A 20,584-nucleotide genomic window follows, 5' to 3' on the forward strand; every position below is an offset into this window, starting at 1 on the left:
TTTAACATTTCAAATAAACCAGTTTAAAAGCACAATAATCAAAGCGATTAAGGTTAAAGCTAAATCTTTTCACGATATGCATCAACTGTTCTGATTTATTTCTGTAAGGCTTTTCTAACAGCAGGTGCAATTTGATTACCAAAGATTTCTATTGATTTCATCATGGCTGCATGAGATGGGCCACCAACATCCATATGTGCTGAAAAACGGGTTAAGCCAAATGTTTCTTCCATGGCTAAAATTTTATCAACGGATTCATTTACATCACCAATAATTAAAGCGCCATCAGGGCTCCTGCCAGCTTCAAACTGATTTCTTTGGAATGGGGCCCAGCCACGGGTTTTTCCAATCCTGTTCATTTGAGCTGAATATAATGGGTAATAATAATCTGATATTTCCTGGCTATTTTCTCCAAATAAGGAATGCATGTGTACGCCAACTTCGAACTTAGCCATGTCATGACCATAAGCTTGATAAACCTTTTTATAGTAATCAAAAAGTGGCTTAAATTGATTTGGTTGACCACCAATGATTGCAAACATTACAGGTAAGCCTAATCTACCGGCGCGTTCTACAGATTGTGGCGTTCCACCAACAGCAACCCAGATTTTAAGATGATCATTTACTGCCCTGGGAAGGATCTCCTGATTAACCAATCCTGCTCTGAATTTTCCATTCCAATTAATTTTTGGAGTGCTGTTAATCTTTAAGAGTAATTCGAGTTTTTCTTCGTAAAGTTCATCGTAATCCTGAAGATCGTAACCAAACAAAGGGAATGACTCTATAAAACTTCCACGACCTGCCATAAGCTCAGCCCTGCCGTTTGAAATTAAATCTATAGTTGCAAAATTCTGGTATAATTTAACAGGATCTGAAGAACTTAAAACAGAAACTGCACTGCTTAATTTGATATTTTTAGTGACTGTAGCTACTGCAGCTAAAATAATCTCCGGACTAGAAACCGCATAATCAGGGCGATGGTGCTCACCAATACCATAAAAATCAAGACCAACCTGGTCCATCAATTTAATTTCTTCTATAATTTCCTGAAGCCTTTGTTGTGCGGGTTGAACTTCTCCTTTTGCATTAATTTGCAAATCACCGAACATGCCGATACCTAATTCCATAATTTCTAAAATTTATGCAACAAATTTAAAGGCTTTAGGTTTAGCTATTTTTGATTTATGGTAAGAAAATATATTCTTTATGCTACATATACCCCTAAGGATTTACACTAAAGTGTTTTAGATATAAAAATATGTTGACTGGTATTATAGGAATTCAAAAATTGTGTAACTTATTATCATTTCAATCAACAACTAAATGATCTAATTGATGAGATATAATTACAAATTTTAAGCATTTAATTTACCTAATGTCTTTAAAATTGTTGATAGTTCTTCTGCCTGATAATCAAAACTTGTTACATTAATCGTTAGTTTTTTTCCATTTTTTAAAACAACTACTATATAATATTGAGGATTTCTACTAAATAAACTGTTTTCATCTATTGATGTAATTTTGTTAATTTCCTCCCATTTGAAAGTGCCTAGCTTAATGAAAGTAATTTCACTTTGATTCGCTGTAATTGCATACTCATTTTGCTTTGATAATAGGTTCCTGAAAATAAATATCAAAGATATGATGAGTAATGACATCGATATAATTGACGAAATAAAATATGTTAAGTTAAATGCGAAAGTTATTATCACAAAAAATATTGGAAATGCTCCAAATGCAAACAAAAGTGGGACAATATTGCTATTGTCCTTTACTTTAATAGAAGTAATCATTTATTTAGAAGTTACATTGAAATTGATATATCTTCTTAATCAGATAATTTATAAATACTGCGTTTGTATTTATAAAATTTACGAAAAAAACTTTATAAAATTACTACCAATCGTTGTAAATTAATTTAATCCACCTTAAAACTTCTGATCCCAGTCTTACTCAATCTTCTTTCCCTTCATCGCTGTCGAAATCGCTGCATCCATCACACGCTCTGCAAATGGACGGGTAAATTCATTTAAGTCATCAGCTTTTTTAAGGATGGTATCTTTTTCTGCACTCGCTAAAGCAGTTTTTAGGGCTTCGATATGAACTTTAGTTTCTGAGATTTCTTCAGCTGTTAAATGTTCGGCATGTTTTTCAATAAAACGTTCTGCGGTATATAATAGTTGTTCGCCTTCACTACGAGCCTCAATAAGCATACGCTGTTCCACGTCGCTTTTGGCATGGGTGATGCTATCTATCAGCATTTTCTCTACAGTGTCATCACTTAAGCCATAACTTGGTGTGATCTCGATTTCCTGTTTTACGCCAGAACGTAATTCAATCGCCTGAACAGTTAATATCCCATCTGCGTTCAATAGAAAGTTAATATCAACTTTAGGTAATCCTGCAGGCATAGCCGGAATGCCTTTTAAATCAAATTCAGCCAATTTACGGTTTTCTTTTACCAGATCGCGTTCGCCCTGATAAACGGAGATTTTCATATTTACCTGCCCATCAATAGATGTAGTATACTGGCGACCTGCTTTAGTTGGAACCTTACTGTTGCGGGCAATAATCACATCCATTAATCCTCCCATAGTTTCGATTCCTAAAGAAAGAGGAGTTACATCAAGTAAAAGAATATCAGAACGGTTTCCGGCAAGAACATCGGCCTGAATGGCTGCACCTAATGCCACTACCTCATCTGGATTGATATTGTCTTGCGGAGTTTTACCAAAGAAATTTTCTACTTGTTGTTTCACGAAAGGAGTACGGGTAGAACCACCAACCAAAATCACCTCATCAATGTCATCAGCTGTAAGTTCTGCATCTTTTAAAGCGTTTTTACAAGCGGTTATGGTTTCTTCTACCTTTGCCGCAATTAATTGTTCAAAAGTCTGCTTATCCAATGTACACCAGATTTCGCCAACTTTTTCATTGTATAAATTTTGAGCAGACAATGCTTTTTTCGCTGCTTCGGCTTGTAAACGCAAGGTTTGCATCAGAATATTATCTTCTGCTAACACCTTAATATCTAAATTATTTTTCTCTATCCAGTGGTTTAAAATAGCATTGTCAAAATCATCTCCACCTAAATAAGTGTTTCCATTGGTGGCTAAAACCTCAAAAATTCCATTCTGAATCTGCAGAATAGAAACATCAAAAGTTCCTCCACCTAAATCGTAAACCGCTATAGTTTTTTGTTGAGATGGATCTAAGCCAATACCGTAAGCCAAACTTGCTGCAGTGGGTTCATTTACAATGCGCATTACATCCAGACCAGCAAGTTTTCCTGCATCGCGGGTGGCTTGGCGCTGACTATCGTTAAAGTATGCAGGAACAGTAATCACAGCCCGGTTAACAGGTGTTTTTAAAGCATGTTCTGCTCTGGCTTTAAGCTCTTTTAAGATTTCGGCAGATAGTTCGATTGGGGTATAAAAACGATCACCTGCATGAATTTTCACCAAAGCATCGCTATCATCATCAATAATTTTATAGGAGAAAATAGCAGCATGTTCGGCAACATCTTTATAAGAACGACCTAATAATCTTTTAACTGAAAATATAGTGTTGGCTGGATCGGTAGTTAAATATTCTTTCGCTTCATTACCCACAATAGCCTCATTCTGGCTGTTGAAATAAACCACAGATGGTACCAATAGTCCTTTCCCAGCGTCGTTTATAACCTGTGGATTTTTATCTGGATTGATGAAAGCCACCAAACTATTAGTGGTGCCTAAATCGATTCCGACTATGATTTCTTCCTTTTGAAACGAACCTGTAGCAAGGTTGATTGATATTTTTGCCATAGCAACAAAAATATGCTTTTTAAGTAAAGGTTATGTCATTCATTTGTTAGCAAGAATACATCTGCTTTAGCAATTTTATTAAATGTTTTTCGATGATGAATATGCAAAAATACCTGTAAACTGTTAATTTAAGTATACGATTACTAATTTAATTGTTAAGTGTTTGTCTTTTTGACTAATTTTTTTCATTTTATTAATTGTTTTTTCATTCAAATAAATATTTTTTTAATTTATATTGCTTGTATCTAACAAAATAAATATGAAAAAACAATTACTTTATGTTTTAATGTGGGCTTTTATGCTCCCAATTACTGCTTTTTCGCAAAATATAATTAAAGGAAAAGTTGTAACTTCAAAAGGAGAAGGAATTATTGCCGCTTCTGTTAAAGAAAAAGGAACTGGCAAAGGTACAATTACAGATCAGAATGGAGACTTTCAGATTTCCGTTTCCAATGAGGCCGCATTAGTGATTAGTGCAATTGGTTATGAAACCAAAGAAGTTGCTGCGGCAATGGCTTCGTCAATTACACTGACTGAAGGTTCTCAAAACTTGGGTGATTTTGTAGTGGTTGGAACACGTGGAAAAGGTCGCTCTTCTATGTTAACACCAGTTCCGGTTGATGTCATTAAAATTAACCAGGTTAACATGCCTACAGCTAAAATGGATTTAACATCTATTTTGAATTCTGCTTCTCCATCTTTTAATTTTAACAAACAAAGTGGGTCAGATGGTGCCGATCAAATAGATTTAGCAACGCTTAGGGGTTTAGGACCGGATCAGACTTTGGTTTTGGTAAATGGTAAACGCCGTCACCAAACGGCATTTGTTGCCGTATTTGGAACTCGAGGCAGGGGAAATTCAGGAACGGATTTAAATGCCATCCCAGAATCATCAATAGATCGTGTGGAAATTTTAAGAGATGGGGCTTCAGCTCAATACGGATCGGATGCAATTGCAGGTGTAATCAACCTGATATTAAAAAAAGATGTTGGAGTTTTAACTGTCAACACCGGTTACTCAGGTTATTATGATCCAAGAAATAATACTTATTATGCTAAAGAACTTGGTCAGTATCGCCATGGTGGCGCAATAGATGGCAATGCATTTTCATTAGGTACTAATTATGGCGTAGCGCTCGGGAAAAATAATGGTTTCATTAATTTTTCGGGAAATTTTTTCGCCAACGGTAAAACATTCAGGCAAAACCTGAATACAGATTTAAGTACGAAAGATGGCTTGCCCATTAATACGGTAAGAAGATCAACGGGAGATGGGTCGGTAACTTCGGGAGGTTTGATGTATAATATGGAATTGCCCATTGCGCATACCAAAACTGTTATTTATTCTTTTGGTAGTGGTAATATAAAGGCTTCCGATGCCTATGCTTATACTAGAAATTTATCAGACAGACCTGAGCGTTTTCCTGATGGAGTTACCGTAAATCCAATTTTACAAACCACAATAGATGGAGAAACTTATTTTGATCCGATCATACAGACTAAAATTCAGGATTTATCTTTTGCAGCAGGAGTAAAGGGTGTTTGGGGGCAAGACTGGAATTGGGATTTAAGTAATACATTGGGACGCAATAACTTTCATTTTTATGGTGATCAAACTTTCAATGCGTCTTTGGGCCCTGATCAAACACATTTTGATGATGGAGGTTTCTCATTTTTGCAAAACACAGTTAACTTTAATTTAAGCAAAGCGATACCAGACGTCGCATCGGGGTTAAATTTAGCATTTGGCCTGGAGCATCGATATGAAAATTATCAAATTTATGCGGGGGAAGAAGCTTCGTATTCTAACTATAATCCCAATAAAGCAACAGGTGCACAGGGTTTTCCAGGTTATCAGCCAGCTGATGAAGTAGACGCCAGCCGATCTAATGTTGCCGCTTATGTTGATGCAGAATTAGATGCTACCGATAAATGGCTAATTGGTGTTGCCGTGAGGGCTGAAAATTACAGTGATTTTGGCTTCACGAGTAATTACAAATTTGCCACCCGTTACAAGTTGACCAACAATTTTAATATCAGAGGATCTGTGAGTACTGGTTTCCGGGCACCATCGCTACAGCAAATTAATTTTAGCAATACCTTTACAAATGTACAGGGTGGTAATGTTTTTGAAGTTAAAATTGCGCCAAACTATAGTCCAATTACCAAAGCGGCCGGAATTCCTGATTTAAAACAGGAGAAATCTGTTAATGCAAGTTTAGGATTTTCATGGAAACCTGTACCGGAGATCAATGTGACTTTAGATGGTTACCGTATCAATATTAAAGATAGGGTGGTATTATCAGGCCAGTTTGATGAGAGCATTCCAGCTTTAAAGCCGATATTAAATCAACTTAATGTAGCGCAAGCGCAGTTTTTTGCGAATGCTGTTAATACTACGAATTATGGTTTGGATTTGGTTGTAGATTATACCAAAAGATTTGATCATCAAAGTATTAAAGTTTTATTTACCGGAAACTTAAATCACTTAAACATTGATAAAATTAATATTCCAAATGCGTTAAATGGTTCTTATGAAAATCAGCAGGCATTTTTTAGTGATCGGGAACAAGCTTACATTAAAGCATCTGCGCCTCCTGTTAAATTGGGCTTAAACTTAGATTATGGTTTTGGCAATTGGATGGTTGGAACGCACTTTTTATACTATGGTAAAATTTCGATTTTGGGTTATGGTTACGAAAATACTTACCCGCCATTGGTTGCACTAGATAATGATCCGGCAACAACCGTATTGGAGCAGTTTAATTATTCAGGTAAAATGGTTACCGATCTTTATGGTTCTTATAAAGTATCAAAAAGGATGACCGTATTTTTTGGTGTAGATAATGTATTTAATGTTCACCCAGATTATGGCTATGTTCAAGGTGCTAAATTGTCGGCTTATGATGGTGAGACAGGTGGTGCGTGGGATGCTGTTCAAATGGGCTTTAATGGACGCAGGCTATTTACTAAACTCGCTTTTAACTTTTAAAAAAAAGACAAAAATATAAATGCGAAGAGGCTTTTGATTAGATCAGAAGCCTCTTTTTTTCTTTTTCCCCCACCAGATCAAAAATCCGGTAGTGGGCAAGGTTGCAATAATTAATGCTGCCAGAAATGCCAGTATTTTAGTGGGCCAACCGAATAAACCCCCATCATGAATGTCGAGATTTGAATTGCGCCATTTTAATCCCAATGGCTTGTTTTGATGTAACATTTCACCCGTAAGTATACCAGTGTTTGGATTAAAGTAGAAATAACTTAATCCCCGCCAGGCATCTTCAGATCTAATCATCTGAACGGTAGCCATCATGTTTGCTTTTTCATCTTCGGGATAATTCAGCAAGATCGTTTTGTAATTTCCTTTATTTAATTTGATCAGGGTATTTAAGGCTAGATTACTGGCTAATTTGGTTTTATGTTCAGCAGGAGATGATACATATTCTCTTAAAAGATTTGGCTTTTTAGCTGTTCCCAGTGATTTGTAAATTCCTAATTCCCACCATTTAAATGACCACACCAGTCCTGTAATTACGATCACCAGGGCAAAGGGAGTTACGTAAAAACCGAACGTACTGTGCAAATCCCAGTTAAGTCGTTTAAACTTTGCGTTCCACTTAACTGTTAAGCGTTGCCTGATGTTTTTTAACTTTTTAGGAAGCCAGATGATAAATCCAGTGATAATAATGACGAAAAACATCAGGACAGAAGAGCCTACGATTAAACTGCCAATGGGCTTTTTAAATAGCAGATATTGATGAATGAGTCTTAATATACTGAAAAATTCATATTTAAGGTTGATGACACCGAGAACTTTACCACTAAACTGATCGATATATACATCTTTACTGTAGGCTACCTGATCAAGATAAAAAATGGATTTAGCCTTTTTATTCGCTTTTGAGGCTGAAAAAACATAAGCGTATTGATCTGATTTAACTTCTACACGATTAAATTTCTCATTAACAGGAAGTGCTTTTTGAGCCTTTTCCTCTAAAATATACAAAGGCAAGGGTTTGCCCATTGCTTTTGTATAAACTATATCCTGATTAAAAAAATTAAATAACTCCTCTTCGAAAACATATACACAGCCAGTGATGGCCACAATAGTAATGATCACACCACTAATCAGGCCAAGCCACAAGTGTATTAAAGCGGCAGTCTTTTTTAATATTTTCAAAATTCTAATTGAAAGTATAACCCAATGTGAATAAATAATTGGATGGCGTACCCGGGAAAAGCCTTAAGTAATCATATCCACCAACCCAGTGCACTTTATTGGTAATGTTATTCATGTTAAACTGCACTTGTACCTTACCCACATTATAATAGAATGCAGCATTAAATAAGGTATAGCTTGGAATGGTTTGGGTTGCATCTATCGATAGGATTCTGGAGTCTACATAGTTTGAACCGCCACCAATACCGAGACCTTTTAATATGCCACTTGTGATGCTATATTTTGCCCAGATATTTGCGGTATGGTGTGGCGCATTAGGTTTTTGTCTGCCAATCTCTGATGCTATTGGACTATCTGTAATAGACGCTTCGTTATAGGAATAGGAGGCCAGAATGCTTAATTGAGGGATAATGCGACCAATAATATCAAACTCAATACCTCGTGAGCGTTCCTCACCAACTGAGCGTAAAAGATCAGGCTGCCCCACTACATTTGCGTTATAAAGTACATTCTTTTGTTTAATTTGGTAGATGGCTGCTGATGCAGTCAGGCGTTCATCAAGCCAGCTGGTTTTAGCGCCAAATTCTATCATGTTACTTTTTAATGGATCAAATGGTCCGCCGGCATTAGGATTAGAAATAGCTGAAGCCGTTTGCGGTGTATAACCCATTACGTAGGTTCCGTAGAGATTGATGTTTGTGATAGCAGAATAAACCAGGCCAAATCTAGGCAATAAAGCTTTGGAGTTTGCGGTAGCTTGCGTAGGCTTAAGGTAATTAGAATAATCAGTATAATATTCGTAGCGCAAACCCAGTAAGGCTTGTAATTTTCCAAATTTGATATTATCCTGAACATAACCAGCATTTAAGAAATAATAGGTTGGATCATATGCGGCCTGAGTAAAAAAGTTTTTGCTATCATCCTGCATGCGTTGTGATGCCATAACATCGTTCAGGTTGAATGATGGTACATTGGGTACCAGCAAATTATTTACTACAAGGAACTTTTTAATATAATTGGTTGGATCTTTATCGTACTCTGATTTTACAAAGCTGATGGAACCAGTATTTGCTGCATTGCGATAGTTAGTAGCCGTAAGTTGTGAGGCACCCACCGGAAGTTTTTCACTTGCATAATCATATCCGGCTACAATGGTTTGTTCAATTTTTCCAGTTTTGAGTTTATAATTAATAAAGCCAGAAAAGTTATCAATATACCTTTTACGGATGCGGTTAAAGATTTGCATGGCAATTAGATTGTCAACAGATTTTCCGGTGGCATCTAAAGCATAGGTATTGGCACTTCTATGTTCGTATAAATCTTCACTGTATCCAGTTTTCATGTAAGAAGCCGTAAAGTTCAGGTTTTCACTGAAGCGGTGATTCAAAGAAAGTGAAACATTATAAGTTTTTTCATTTAAGTGGTCATTTCCTGTATTTAAAGATGTCGACTGTGGAGTAGAGTAAAGGTTCCCATTCCCAAATACCGATTGACCACGATCTAAACGGCTCTTCGAATCATTATATACCAAATCAAAGTTTAGACTGGTGTTTTTTGAAGGTAGAAAAGTAAGTGATGGTGCAATGATCAGGTTCTTATCGAATTGCATATCGCGGAAAGAGTTGGCATCTTCATAACCAAAATTTAAGCGGTAAAGTAATGTACTATCTTTATTTGCAGGGCCGGTAACATCACCCAATGCACGGAAAGTGTTGTAACTTCCCATAGAAAGGCTAAGCGATTTACGTGTCTCTGCCAAAGGTTTTTTAGTTACCCGGTTAATTACGCCTCCCGGACTTGCATTGCCATAAAGTGCTGATGATGGGCCTTTTAAAACTTCTACACGTTCCAGGTAATTGGCTAAGGGCTGTTTCCAGAAACCAGTGCTGGTTCGCATGCCGTTGATTAGCTGCGTATTACTGCCGCCATTTATTCTAAATCCACGGATGGTGATATCATCATAAAAAGTAAACTGGTTAACGCCGCTGAAGTTTTTAACTACTTCACCAACGCGTACGGCACCTTGGTCTGCTATCAGTTCCTTACTTGCATATGATACCGATTGTGGCAAATCTTTCAACAGGATTTCGGATTTGCTACCGATGAAAGTAGCCGTATTTTTGTAAGTTTTCTCTTTTCGCCCGGTAATCTCAACTTGCTGTAAATCTGATTTAGTGGGAGAAAGGCTGATATTTAGTGTGATTTTCTCTTTGTTCTGGTTAATGTTTCTGCTGGCTGTGATATAGCCTACATAGCTGAATTTAATTGTTAACGTTGTTTTTGGTACTGATAAACTAAAATTTCCTTGATGATCGGTAGTCGTTTTATTATTGCCATTCTCTGCATATACATTAACACCTGGGATAACATCTCCCGATTCATCAGTTACTTTACCATTAATAGTCACCAGTTCTTGAGCAGAAGCCAGGGCATAAACGCCCATAAAAATGATCAGAAATGATATTTTTTTGTAGAAATTATACATCGAATTTGTTTGGTTTTATTTAGACTAATTTTAAATAATGCGCAAATCTAAAATATATTTCCGAAATGTTACAAACAGAATAAAAATAATTTGAAGTTAGATATTGGATAGATGGGACAGGTGTGAAGTTGAGAGATCAGGTTGCAAAATGATTTTATTGCGTGGTTTTCAACAATGAACTATTTTTTGTTTTTTTCTTCAATCCACAATGACATGTATTTGGTACTCTGGGCCGTATGGTGGTTCAAAATCTGACCGATAAAATTTGTTTTTCGATGTTCAGTTAAGTTTAATTTTTCAATCCTAGCTATAAAATCATCAGCGAAATGCAAAGCTGCATATCGTCTATTAATGATTTCAATGCCATTTTGTTGTGCATTAAGCCATGCTGTTTGATCTTGATAAAGTGTAATTGCCTTCTCAATAAAAACATCCGCTTCATCTGCAATAAAGCCGCTCCAATCCAGCTTACCTTTCATCGCCTCGGCACCGACAGTGGTGGTTAAAGATGGTGTTCCAGTAAGCATCGCATCAATAAATTTTCCTTTCACGCCAGCGCCAAATTGAATAGGGGCGAGTAAAATTTTATGTTTTGCAATGGTTTGTTTTGCATTTTCTGCCCGACCTTTGATTAGGAATTTTTCTTTTTTGTTCTCCAGTTGCAATACTTTTTGCGTGGCATAAGCACCGTAAATATTTAAATTTACCCCTGGAAGTTTTTTACTTAAAGCCGGCCAAATCTTAGTTTTTAAAACCTGAACGGTGTGCCAGTTTGGTTCATGCAGGAAGTTTCCAATAAATACAAAATCTGAGCGATCTTCAAACGAAACCCATTTAGCTATGGTTTCTGTTGTAATTTCTTGTTCTAAAAAAGGGAGGTAATATAAAAGGGAAGTATCAATTTTAAATTTTTCTTTCAAAATTTTAATTTCTACTTCCGAGATGATCAGGGATATATCGCAACGTAAAATAGCAGCTATTTCACGTTTTGCAGTGTCAGAAAATAAATCAATTTCCGTTTGCTTTTTATTGCTTTGCTGGCGGGCACTTCGCAGGCAGTGTAAATCTTCAGTGTCTAAAATTCTAAGTGCATCCGGGCATTCCTGCTGTACCCGCCATCCGTATTGTTCTTCAACCATAAACCTATCGAAAATCACGATTTGTGGATCGAGCGATTTTAAAAACGAATTGAAGCTTTGATCATTTAGTTTTATTTCCTGTTCCTGAACTTCTGTTTGGGAGAAATCGTAGCTAAAATCACTTTTGGAAGCGGCCGATGCAAAAGTAATTTGATAACCTTTGCTTAAGAATAAATCAACCAGTTGGACCATCCTCGTTCCAGCTGCCGATGAATTGGGCTCTGGCCAGACTAATCCAATAATCAACAACTTTTTTGCATTCATATTTTTATACTTGCAAAATAAGTGCTTTTTTTTGGCTCAGGCAGATAAAAGTGATTTTCGCAGATTAAAATATAAATCTGCGTTTATCCTCTAAATCTGCGGGAGATATTAAACGTATGTTAAATATTCTTAATTTTGCAACTCAATTACATCACCACATGCTAGGATTAAAATTATTGACTGACCCACGTTGGGCAAATATTGCGGAATCAAACTTAGAAGAGATTTTATCTGATCATGCCTGGTGCGAACAAAAAGCAGCATCAAATGCCATTACGCTAATTACTCAAAATTCAGAACACCAGGACCTGGTTGACGAATTAACGGCTATTGCAATAGAAGAAATGCAGCATTTTCAAATGGTTATCGAAATCATTAAGCAAAGAGGCTATACTTTAAGCCGCGAAAGAAAAGATGATTATGTGGGCCGTTTGGTGAAGTTTAGTAAAAAAGATGGAAGCCGCAACCAGGCTTTTATTGATCGGCTTTTATTTGCTGCAATGATAGAAGCCCGAAGTTGCGAACGTTTTCGGGTACTTTCTCAAAATATAAAAGATGAAGAATTGGCTAAGTTTTACCATGAATTGATGGTTTCTGAGGCGGGTCATTATACCACATTTTTAAACTTCGCCCGTAAGTACAGTACCGATGTTGATGTAGATAAACGGTGGAAAGAATGGTTGGATTTTGAAGGTGAATTGATTCAGAGTTTCGGGAAGAAAGAAGCAATACATGGGTAGCTCCCCAACCTCTAAAGGGGGCTTTAACTTTCTACCGTTCATTTTAAGTTTTTAAAGTGTCAGATTAAAAAGCTTGGCTTTCCATATCACCTGTAGTTCTCCTTTTAGGGGGCTAGGGGGTTAACTTCTCTTTTATGTATATTCCACAGCCAAATCACAATATCCTGATAGCTGTCGATTCCCTTTTTCTGATTATTAAGTTTTAAAAAGCGATCGAAAGTGGCATCCATGTAGCCGAACATTTGTCCGTTATACTTACGCCAAAATTCTTTTTCGATTTTAAAGTCGGCCAGAACTGCAGGAGATAACTGATCATGAAGTTGCAGATAATCATCAGGTGATTTCATTCTGATTTCGAACAAAATATACCTTAACATTTCATAATTTGCCGAATATTGATAATTCACATCTGGAATATTACTAGCCGTTAAATAACCTAAAAGATTCGCTTCGTCTTCGTAAGCAATACCCAATTGATGCGCAATTTCATGACAGGAAACATAGGGCTTCACAAAATCAGGGAGATTCATATTCATGTTGGCCTCACCTGAAAGCGGCGCATAATAGCCTTCAATGCCAGCTTTGCTAACAATCCATGGATTTAAAACTGCTTTTAAACAAGGGTTTGAGTAACGAAATAAAGAATTTTTTCTCTTCATTAAATCATAAGCTTTTGCCGAATTGATTTCTAGGGTATCGATGGAATAAGCTGGAATTTTGGTTTGTTTCAGTTTTAAATCATTGGTCTTTTTCATAAAGTAATCACCCAATAAAACCAATTCTTTTACACTATATTTTTCATTTCCAATGCCTAATGCTTCACTCACACTTGGCCTGCTATAATTTAAGCCCCAAACAATTTTGAAGATGATGTAGAGAATTAAGAAGAAGTTTAAAACTTGCAACGGAACGATAATTCTGTGTGCTCTTTTTAAAGCTTTCCTTTTTTTGAAAAATATGATGATTTTATAAAGGATAAAACCAATTATTAAGGCATAAACAATATCGCCAATAGCAAAAGGAAAAATTGAGGAGATAAATCTTAATGAAGAAGAAATATAGGGATAGATGCCTATTGAATAATATTTATTAACTAGGGCAGGGAATAAACCAAAGAGGAAAATTAGCAGCGCTATGCTGAATATAGCGATAGCTTTAAAAGCTGTTTTTTTTATTGAGGTCATTATTTGTAATGGCCTTTTAAAGAATATATATAAATAACATCTTCTGTAACCTCATATATAATCCTATGTTATTCGTTAATCCTTCTCGACCATTTTTCAGAAAATTCATATTTTAGCGCTTCTGGTTTTCCTATTCCATCTAAATGGGTCTTCAAGAATTGCTAGTATTAATTGTTCAATTTTCTTTTGTATGACTTTATTATCAGATTTCTTCCAAAATTTGATATCTAATAAAGAGTCATCAACATATTGAATTTCCATCTTCTATTTCCACAAATCTTCAACCGCAATTTTTACTCCCTTACCATTTTTGATGTCTTCTCGAGCTTGCAAAATATTTTTTACGAACTCAGGATTATACGGACTTTCTTCTGTTTCAAAATCAATCTTCAAAGCTTTAGCAAATGCTTTCAACGCATTGAGTTGTTCCTTGTTTTTAGGATGTAATGTTAAAGTTTCCATTTTGATATTGCTTAATAAACAAATATAACAAATCTATCTCTCAAAAGTCAATCGCTTGCCAATCTGGTCTGTTGTGAATTTACCTTTCTGATATGCCAGATTACCTGATACAAAAGTGTGTGTGATGCTGGCTTGAAAAGTATCGCCATCAAACGGACTCCAGCCACATTTATAAAAATTATTAAGCGTAGTAACTTTCCATGAATCTTTTAAATCTACCAAAACCAAATCGGCCCAGTAACCTTCGCGGATGAACCCTCGCTTTTCAATATCAAAACAGATGGCTAGGTTATGGGCAGTCTTCTCCACGATTTTTTCCAAAGAAATTTTGCCCTGCAAGTGCATTTCCAATAAAGCGGGCAATGCATGCTGAACCAATGGTCCGCCAGATGGTGCTGAAGCATAAGGTTGCTGCTTTTCCTCTAAAGTATGAGGTGCATGGTCGGTAGCAATTACATCGATATTATCATCTAATACACCCTGAAGCACTCCTTTTTGGTCATCCTTCGTTTTTACAGCAGGATTCCATTTAATAAAATTGCCTTTTGTTGCATAATCTTGATCGTTAAACCAAAGGTGATGAACGCAGGCTTCTGCTGTTATTTTTTTATCCTTTAATGGAATGGAATTGTCAAATAAGGCTATTTCCTTAGCTGTTGAAATGTGAAGAATATGCAAACGCGTTTGGTAGCGTTTTGCTAATTCCACTGCTAATGATGAAGATTTATAACACGCCTCTGCACTGCGAATAAGTGGGTGCATATCTATGGTTAAATCATCACCGTATTTTACTTTAAATTCTGCTAAATTTTGGCGGATGGTTGCTTCATCTTCGCAATGTGTGGCCACCAAAATTGGTGCTTTGCTAAAAATATTTTCTAAGGTCTTTTCATTGTCAACCAACATATTTCCTGTTGATGAACCCATGAAAACTTTAATGCCGCATACATTTTTAGGATCGGTTTTTAAAACTTCATCAATATTGTCATTGCTGGCACCCATATAAAAGGAATAATTGGCTAGAGAAGTTTCTGCAGCTATTTTGTATTTATCAGCCAGTAATTCTTGTGTCAAAGTATTTGGAACAGTGTTTGGCATCTCCATAAAAGAAGTAATGCCTCCCGCAACGGCGGCCATACTTTCCGTAAATATATCGGCTTTATGTGTTAAACCTGGCTCACGGAAATGAACCTGATCATCAATCATTCCTGGTAGAAGAAATTGTCCTTCAGCATTGATTTCTGTAGCGTTTGGTGCACTTAAATTCCGGCCAATCTTCGCAATAAGTCCATCTTTAATTAATACATCAGCAACAATTTTTTGTCCTTCGTTTACGATTGTAGCCGCTTTGATCAGATAAGAATTCATGTTTCAAAGGTAAAAATAGATTTGAGAAGTTAGATACGACATTTGAGAAATAGGGGATAAGATTTGGACGGATGAAAGGAAGAAACTGAGTTTAGGGTTGCTGTTTTAAATTAAATAAACCTGACAGCAGTGAGTACTAGTGTAACGAAGTAAAGCGAATGGCAGGACTACCATAGCCGAAGAATTACTGAATTGCTTTACTCCTAATCTCTTTAAGTGAGCTTTGACTTTATGTTTGAGTCTAAGACTCACGACTTAAGACTCCGAACTTCTGACTAGTTTAAGCCTTTCGGCTTAAAAAACCTATCTTTGTTCGCTATGGCAAAATCCTTTGAAGAATTTAAGTTAAACAGGCAAATATTAAACGCAGTAGCCGATGCAGGTTATACTGTTGCCACGCCGATACAAGAAAAAGCAATTGCCCCTGTTTTATCAGGTCAGGATATTTTTGGGATTGCAGAAACTGGTACCGGTAAAACGGCAGCCTTTGTTTTGCCTATTCTAATGCAGTTGAAGTATGCTCAGGGCGATAATCCACGGGCTTTAATCTTATCACCTACTCGGGAGCTGGCCATGCAAATTGCAGAGCAGGTAAAATTATTTTCTACTTATACGGACTTGCGTTCATTGGTGATTTTCGGTGGAATTGGTCCGAAAACGCAGAAAGAAGAGATTGCAAAGGGAGTTGATATCTTGATTGCTACACCTGGAAGATTTTTAGATCTATATCTTGCAGGAGACATCAATACACAAAGTCTGAAATTTCTGGTACTGGATGAAGCGGATAAAATGATGGATATGGGTTTTATCGGGTCTATCCACAGGATATTGGAAATTGTGCCGCGTAAACGCCAGAACTTACTTTTCTCCGCAACGATGAGCGAGTTGGTGCAAAAAATTGCAGGTGATTTTTTAAATAATCCGCTTGTTATTGAAGCTTCAGCACAGGCTACACCAGCGGCTAATGTCACTCAGGCATTATATTATGTTCCGAATTTTAAAACGAAAATAAATTTGTTGCAGCATTTATTGAAAAATGATGAGGCTTTTTCACGCCTGATTATTTTCTGCAAAACAAAAACGGTTGCTGATAATATTTTCAGTTTTATTGAACGTAGATATGGCGCTCAAAATGTTCGTGTGATTCATGCCAATAAGGGGCAGAATACCAGAATTAACTCGATAAATAGCTTTAAAGATGGAAATGTTCGTGTGTTGGTGGCGACAGATGTAGCCAGTAGGGGAATTGATGTGAGCGACGTAAGCCATGTAATTAACTTCGATGTTCCGATTATTATTGAAGATTACGTGCATAGAATCGGGCGGACAGGTAGGGCTTTTGCAAAAGGCGATGCCATTACCTTTGCTACTGATGCAGAAAAATATTATATCCGTAAAATTGAAAAATTAATCCGCCAGTATATTCCTGTTGCTGAAATTCCTGAAGGGGTTTACATCGATGAAACACCTTATGAAGAACGTCAGCAAATTGCCAAGGAAATTGATATGCAGAAGCGCAAGGAAGATCCTGATTTTAAGGGAGCTTTTCATGAGAAAAAACATGCTGCTGCAATAGAGAAAAAGGTTCGCGAAAAGGCGAAGGAAAAAGCGGGGAAAGAAGTGAAATCATTTAAAAAGGGTAAACGTTTCGATAAGAAAAAGTAAGGGTTATGAAATTGAGGATTACGCCCCTAAATATTATTGGCGCTATTGGATTAGGGTTGGCGGCCTTTACTATTTTAAGTCCGAAGGATCATGCGCCAAGGCATGTTGATTTTAGTGGTTTTTATCTGTTAATACTAGGATGTTTAATTCTGGTAACTTTCATTACCGATTTGATCTTCCGTTTTACACTTAAAGATTTAAAAAAAATCTGGATGGTGGAATCAATTTTTATTGTCATTACCGCAGTGTTGATGCTGATCATCCAAAGGATCGCGTAATTAAACCGTAAAAATATTTTTGCAGGCTTTTCAACAGTATAATCAAGTTAAAAATTCAGCATCTTTGCGCCATAAATTAAAACCGTGGAATCTCCACAATCAGTGAAATCATTGTATGAAGACAGCAGAAATTAAATTAACAGTTGAATTAGACGAAGCCAATAATCCTGATAACATCCTTTGGGAAAGTACGGATTCTGGAAATGCTGATAAAGTACCAGCAAAAGCAATGTTCTTATCCGTTTGGGATCATAACTATAAAAACACTTTAAAAATTGACCTTTGGACCAAGGATATGCCTGTTGATGAAATGAAACGTTTCTTCTATGAAACCTTGCAAACCATGGGTGATAGCTTTTTGAAGGCGACTAATGAAACACTAATTGTAGAAGATTTACGTGATTACTGTGCGCACTTTGCGGAGAAGATGGGGATTGTGGAAGGACAGTAGTTGGTTAGTTGGTTAGTTAAGAAAATGCCAGACAATTTAACAAGAAAAAAATCATTCAAACAATTTATCAATATTAGTGTAATCTTTATACCTGTGTAATCAAACCGCAGGGAATATCTTAAATCAAAATGTTAATATTAAATAAATTCAGAGCCTTTGTAGGTGTTTTACTTTGTCTTATTGCAGGGTTTTGTCCGATGCTGAAAGTGCCCATTAAAGGAAACTGGAATCTGTATCAATCTGATGCCCGTTTATTTATGATCACTTATGCTATCCTTATTATTTCAGTACTTTTCCTTTTTATCAGAAAGGCCGGAGCATTTAGATTTATGAGTTTTGTAATGGCTATCTGGTATGTATTGGCCGTGGTAGCAGTTTATTTTACAGCTAATAATTATACAAAATATGGCTTCGCTAATAAACTAATTGGTAAGGTGGTTCATTTTCAATGGGGATGGATTGTTCTTTTGGTTGGTGTTTTATTTATGCTTTTTAGCACCAAACGTGGTGACAAGATTATTGCTACAACCAATCCTGACTTATTAAAATAAGCTGATTTATTAACTATGCTGTTATCATTTGATAACATTTCATCATGAATCATAATCTGGAATTATTCAATTCATGATGAATTTATTCAGGATTTAGTTTACTATTCTAAAAAGATTTCTGAAGATTAGTCGGTGATAAATAAATCATCAGTGTCATCTTCCAATGGAATGTAAATTCTTTCCCATTCCTCACCTTCAATAATTTCCCAGGTATGTCCGATTCCTTTAGTGTCATTCGCAATTAAAATAATTCCGGGCTCAATGATAAAAGATTCTCCATTGGTCACTCCAAATTTTAATTTTCCTTTTAGCGTAATTACGTATTGTCGGCGAGGCGCCGGATGCGGAATGCCTTCCAATGTTGAAACATCTGTTTTGGCGAAAAAATGACTGGCATTGATGTGTTGTTGTACAGGAATTTTTCCTCTTTCAAAGGTGCAGTCATCGTTATCCAGGTTAATCAATCTAATCGCTTTTAAATAATTACCAGTTTCGGCTTTTTGTAATGTCATCTTCAAATTATCTTGTTAAAATTTAATTTCAGTCTGTCCTTTTTGTGCTATTTCTCGTTCATGCTGCAAGAGCCACTGCTTTCTCCATAAACCACCTGCATAACCAACCAGTTTTCCATTGCTTCCGATAACCCTGTGACAAGGAACAGCGATGGCTATATTATTTTTTCCGTTAGCTGCTGCAATGGCTCGGATGGCCAGCGGATGATGTTCAGAAAATTTAGCGTATGATGTGGTTTCTCCATAAGGGATTGCAATTAAGTTTTGCCAAACCTGTTGTTGAAAATCTGTACCTTTTTGTTTAATAGGGAAATCGAAATCCTTTAATTTACCTTTGAAATAATCTTCAAACTGTAAAGCAACTTTTAATGTCAACGCATTTTGAGTTAAGTCTCTAACATCTGCATCAGCGAAGGTAACCGCATGTACAAATTCGTCATCGGCGAAGATGGTTAATTTGCCTATTGGCGATTCTATAACTGATGCGTAGTGATTTTCCATGATGTAGGCCGCTGATTCGCAGATTATTTAAGAATCTATAGCTAAAAAATTTAGACAAAATTACAACAATCCAACAATTTAAACATTCAATATTTATCAATAAAAGTATCTTTGCGATTATGCAACTGGCCAAAGAGGTTAAATATTTGATACAAAAGGAGGTACTGTTAGAGTGGCGATCCAAATATACCATCAATGGCATATTGTTGTATGTAGTTTCCACTATTTTTACCTGTTACTTATCTTTTGTAAGCCTCGGCGATAATAAGCTTGCTTGGAATGCATTGTTTTGGATCATAATACTCTTTGCTTCTATTAACGGGGTTTCCAAAAGCTTTCTGCAGGAAACTAAAGGGCAGCAGTTGTATAATTATATTTTGGCAAGTCCGGCGGCAATATTAATTTCTAAAACCGTATATAATACAATATTGATGTTGGTTTTAACCACCATTGCATTGGGATTTTACATTCTGGTTTTTGATACATTTACACCACCTGATTTATTACTTTATTATGTGGCTGTAATTATGGGAAGTATCAGTTTTTCAACTGTTTTTACCATGGTTTCAGCAATAGCAAGTAAAGCTGGGAATGGCGGAATGCTCATGGCAATTCTCAGTTTCCCGATTATCATTCCGGTATTGATTCTTTTAATCAAACTGGCTAAAAATGCGGTAGACGGCTTGCCATGGGAAAATAGTTACGACGAAATAGGCATGTTATTGTTGGTAAATGTACTGACCGTTGCCACCTCTTTATTGTTATTTCCTTACCTTTGGCGGGATTAAAATGGAATGCTATAATGAATGATTGAGATAATATGAATTTTCATAAATTAAAAAATGAGAGAATGATTGAATTATAGAATGATTTAATTGCCACTTGACTAACATTCACTCATTCAAAACTCACTCATTCAAAATTAAATTAAAAAATGAGAGAATGAATGAATTATAGAATGATTTAATTGCCACTTGACTAACATTTACTTATTCAAA

Annotated in this window: 19 protein-coding genes; 7 read left to right on the plus strand and 12 right to left on the minus strand. The window is 36.2% G+C overall.

Annotated features, from left to right (window positions below; genetic code table 11):
- Nucleotides 1-95: 95 nt before the first annotated feature.
- The 3 genes from EV200_RS18545 to dnaK form a co-directional block, all read right to left on the minus strand.
- Nucleotides 96-1,127 carry an Atu2307/SP_0267 family LLM class monooxygenase gene (locus EV200_RS18545; protein WP_132535373.1) on the minus strand — a complete coding sequence of 344 codons (1,032 nt, stop codon included), beginning with the start codon at nt 1,125-1,127 and terminating at the stop codon, nt 96-98.
- Nucleotides 1,128-1,355: 228 nt separating this feature from the next.
- Nucleotides 1,356-1,658: a hypothetical protein gene (locus tag EV200_RS18550; RefSeq protein WP_132535375.1), complete on the minus strand. Its 303-nt coding sequence runs from the start codon at nt 1,656-1,658 to the stop codon at nt 1,356-1,358.
- A 291-nt stretch (nt 1,659-1,949) separates the two neighbouring features.
- Entirely contained in the window at nt 1,950-3,806 is a 1,857-nt protein-coding gene (gene dnaK, locus EV200_RS18555) for a molecular chaperone DnaK (protein ID WP_132535377.1), read from the minus strand.
- A gap of 259 nt (nt 3,807-4,065) precedes the next feature.
- On the opposite strand from dnaK, the gene EV200_RS18560 reads away from it, so the two are divergent.
- A complete protein-coding gene (locus EV200_RS18560; protein ID WP_132535379.1) occupies nt 4,066-6,798 on the plus strand; it encodes a TonB-dependent receptor in 2,733 nt (910 codons plus the stop codon).
- A 42-nt stretch (nt 6,799-6,840) separates the two neighbouring features.
- On the opposite strand, the gene EV200_RS18565 is transcribed toward EV200_RS18560, so the two are convergent.
- The 3 genes from EV200_RS18565 to EV200_RS18575 all read right to left on the minus strand — a co-directional run bounded on the left by EV200_RS18565 (nt 6,841) and on the right by EV200_RS18575 (nt 11,874).
- Nucleotides 6,841-7,986, minus strand: a complete 1,146-nt coding sequence (locus tag EV200_RS18565) for a PepSY-associated TM helix domain-containing protein (RefSeq protein WP_165877974.1) — start codon at nt 7,984-7,986, stop codon at nt 6,841-6,843.
- A gap of 4 nt (nt 7,987-7,990) precedes the next feature.
- Entirely contained in the window at nt 7,991-10,471 is a 2,481-nt protein-coding gene (locus tag EV200_RS18570; RefSeq protein ID WP_208864574.1) for a TonB-dependent receptor, read from the minus strand.
- A gap of 179 nt (nt 10,472-10,650) precedes the next feature.
- A complete protein-coding gene (locus tag EV200_RS18575; RefSeq protein ID WP_132535383.1) occupies nt 10,651-11,874 on the minus strand; it encodes a glycosyltransferase in 1,224 nt (407 codons plus the stop codon).
- Nucleotides 11,875-12,032: 158 nt separating this feature from the next.
- Here EV200_RS18575 and miaE point away from each other — a divergent pair, with 158 nt between their 5' ends.
- Entirely contained in the window at nt 12,033-12,614 is a 582-nt protein-coding gene (gene miaE, locus EV200_RS18580) for a tRNA-(ms[2]io[6]A)-hydroxylase (RefSeq protein ID WP_132535385.1), read from the plus strand.
- A 104-nt stretch (nt 12,615-12,718) separates the two neighbouring features.
- Here miaE and EV200_RS18585 read toward each other — a convergent pair whose 3' ends face one another.
- The 4 genes from EV200_RS18585 to EV200_RS18600 all read right to left on the minus strand — a co-directional run bounded on the left by EV200_RS18585 (nt 12,719) and on the right by EV200_RS18600 (nt 15,628).
- Nucleotides 12,719-13,798: a DUF3810 domain-containing protein gene (locus EV200_RS18585; RefSeq protein WP_132535387.1), complete on the minus strand. Its 1,080-nt coding sequence runs from the start codon at nt 13,796-13,798 to the stop codon at nt 12,719-12,721.
- A gap of 68 nt (nt 13,799-13,866) precedes the next feature.
- Nucleotides 13,867-13,953, minus strand: coding sequence for a type II toxin-antitoxin system YoeB family toxin (locus tag EV200_RS22250; RefSeq protein WP_373287859.1), 87 nt, complete (start codon nt 13,951-13,953; stop codon nt 13,867-13,869).
- Between the two features lie 109 nt (nt 13,954-14,062).
- Nucleotides 14,063-14,260, minus strand: a complete 198-nt coding sequence (locus EV200_RS18595) for a DUF2683 family protein (RefSeq protein WP_132535389.1) — start codon at nt 14,258-14,260, stop codon at nt 14,063-14,065.
- A gap of 33 nt (nt 14,261-14,293) precedes the next feature.
- Nucleotides 14,294-15,628: a dihydroorotase gene (locus tag EV200_RS18600; protein ID WP_132535391.1), complete on the minus strand. Its 1,335-nt coding sequence runs from the start codon at nt 15,626-15,628 to the stop codon at nt 14,294-14,296.
- 318 nt (nt 15,629-15,946) lie between these two features.
- Here EV200_RS18600 and EV200_RS18605 point away from each other — a divergent pair, with 318 nt between their 5' ends.
- The 4 genes from EV200_RS18605 (at nt 15,947) to EV200_RS18620 (ending at nt 18,573) form a co-directional block, all read left to right on the plus strand.
- Entirely contained in the window at nt 15,947-17,293 is a 1,347-nt protein-coding gene (locus EV200_RS18605) for a DEAD/DEAH box helicase (RefSeq protein WP_132535393.1), read from the plus strand.
- Nucleotides 17,294-17,298: 5 nt separating this feature from the next.
- On the plus strand, nt 17,299-17,571 hold the full coding sequence (locus EV200_RS18610) for a hypothetical protein (protein ID WP_132535395.1): 273 nt from the start codon (nt 17,299-17,301) through the stop codon (nt 17,569-17,571).
- Nucleotides 17,572-17,686: 115 nt separating this feature from the next.
- Nucleotides 17,687-18,022, plus strand: a complete 336-nt coding sequence (gldC, locus tag EV200_RS18615) for a gliding motility protein GldC (RefSeq protein WP_029288764.1) — start codon at nt 17,687-17,689, stop codon at nt 18,020-18,022.
- Between the two features lie 128 nt (nt 18,023-18,150).
- A complete protein-coding gene (locus EV200_RS18620) occupies nt 18,151-18,573 on the plus strand; it encodes a hypothetical protein (protein ID WP_132535397.1) in 423 nt (140 codons plus the stop codon).
- Nucleotides 18,574-18,698: 125 nt separating this feature from the next.
- On the opposite strand, the gene EV200_RS18625 is transcribed toward EV200_RS18620, so the two are convergent.
- Together EV200_RS18625 and EV200_RS18630 are read right to left on the minus strand one after the other, a co-directional pair.
- Entirely contained in the window at nt 18,699-19,085 is a 387-nt protein-coding gene (locus EV200_RS18625; protein ID WP_132535399.1) for a cupin domain-containing protein, read from the minus strand.
- Nucleotides 19,086-19,100: 15 nt separating this feature from the next.
- Nucleotides 19,101-19,586, minus strand: coding sequence for a methylated-DNA--[protein]-cysteine S-methyltransferase (locus tag EV200_RS18630; RefSeq protein WP_132535401.1), 486 nt, complete (start codon nt 19,584-19,586; stop codon nt 19,101-19,103).
- A gap of 119 nt (nt 19,587-19,705) precedes the next feature.
- On the opposite strand from EV200_RS18630, the gene EV200_RS18635 reads away from it, so the two are divergent.
- Nucleotides 19,706-20,374: a heme exporter protein CcmB gene (locus EV200_RS18635; RefSeq protein WP_132535403.1), complete on the plus strand. Its 669-nt coding sequence runs from the start codon at nt 19,706-19,708 to the stop codon at nt 20,372-20,374.
- Nucleotides 20,375-20,584: the final 210 nt, after the last annotated feature.

Origin of the sequence: Pedobacter psychrotolerans (genome assembly GCF_004340665.1) — a bacterium.
GTDB lineage: Bacteria > Bacteroidota > Bacteroidia > Sphingobacteriales > Sphingobacteriaceae > Pedobacter > Pedobacter psychrotolerans.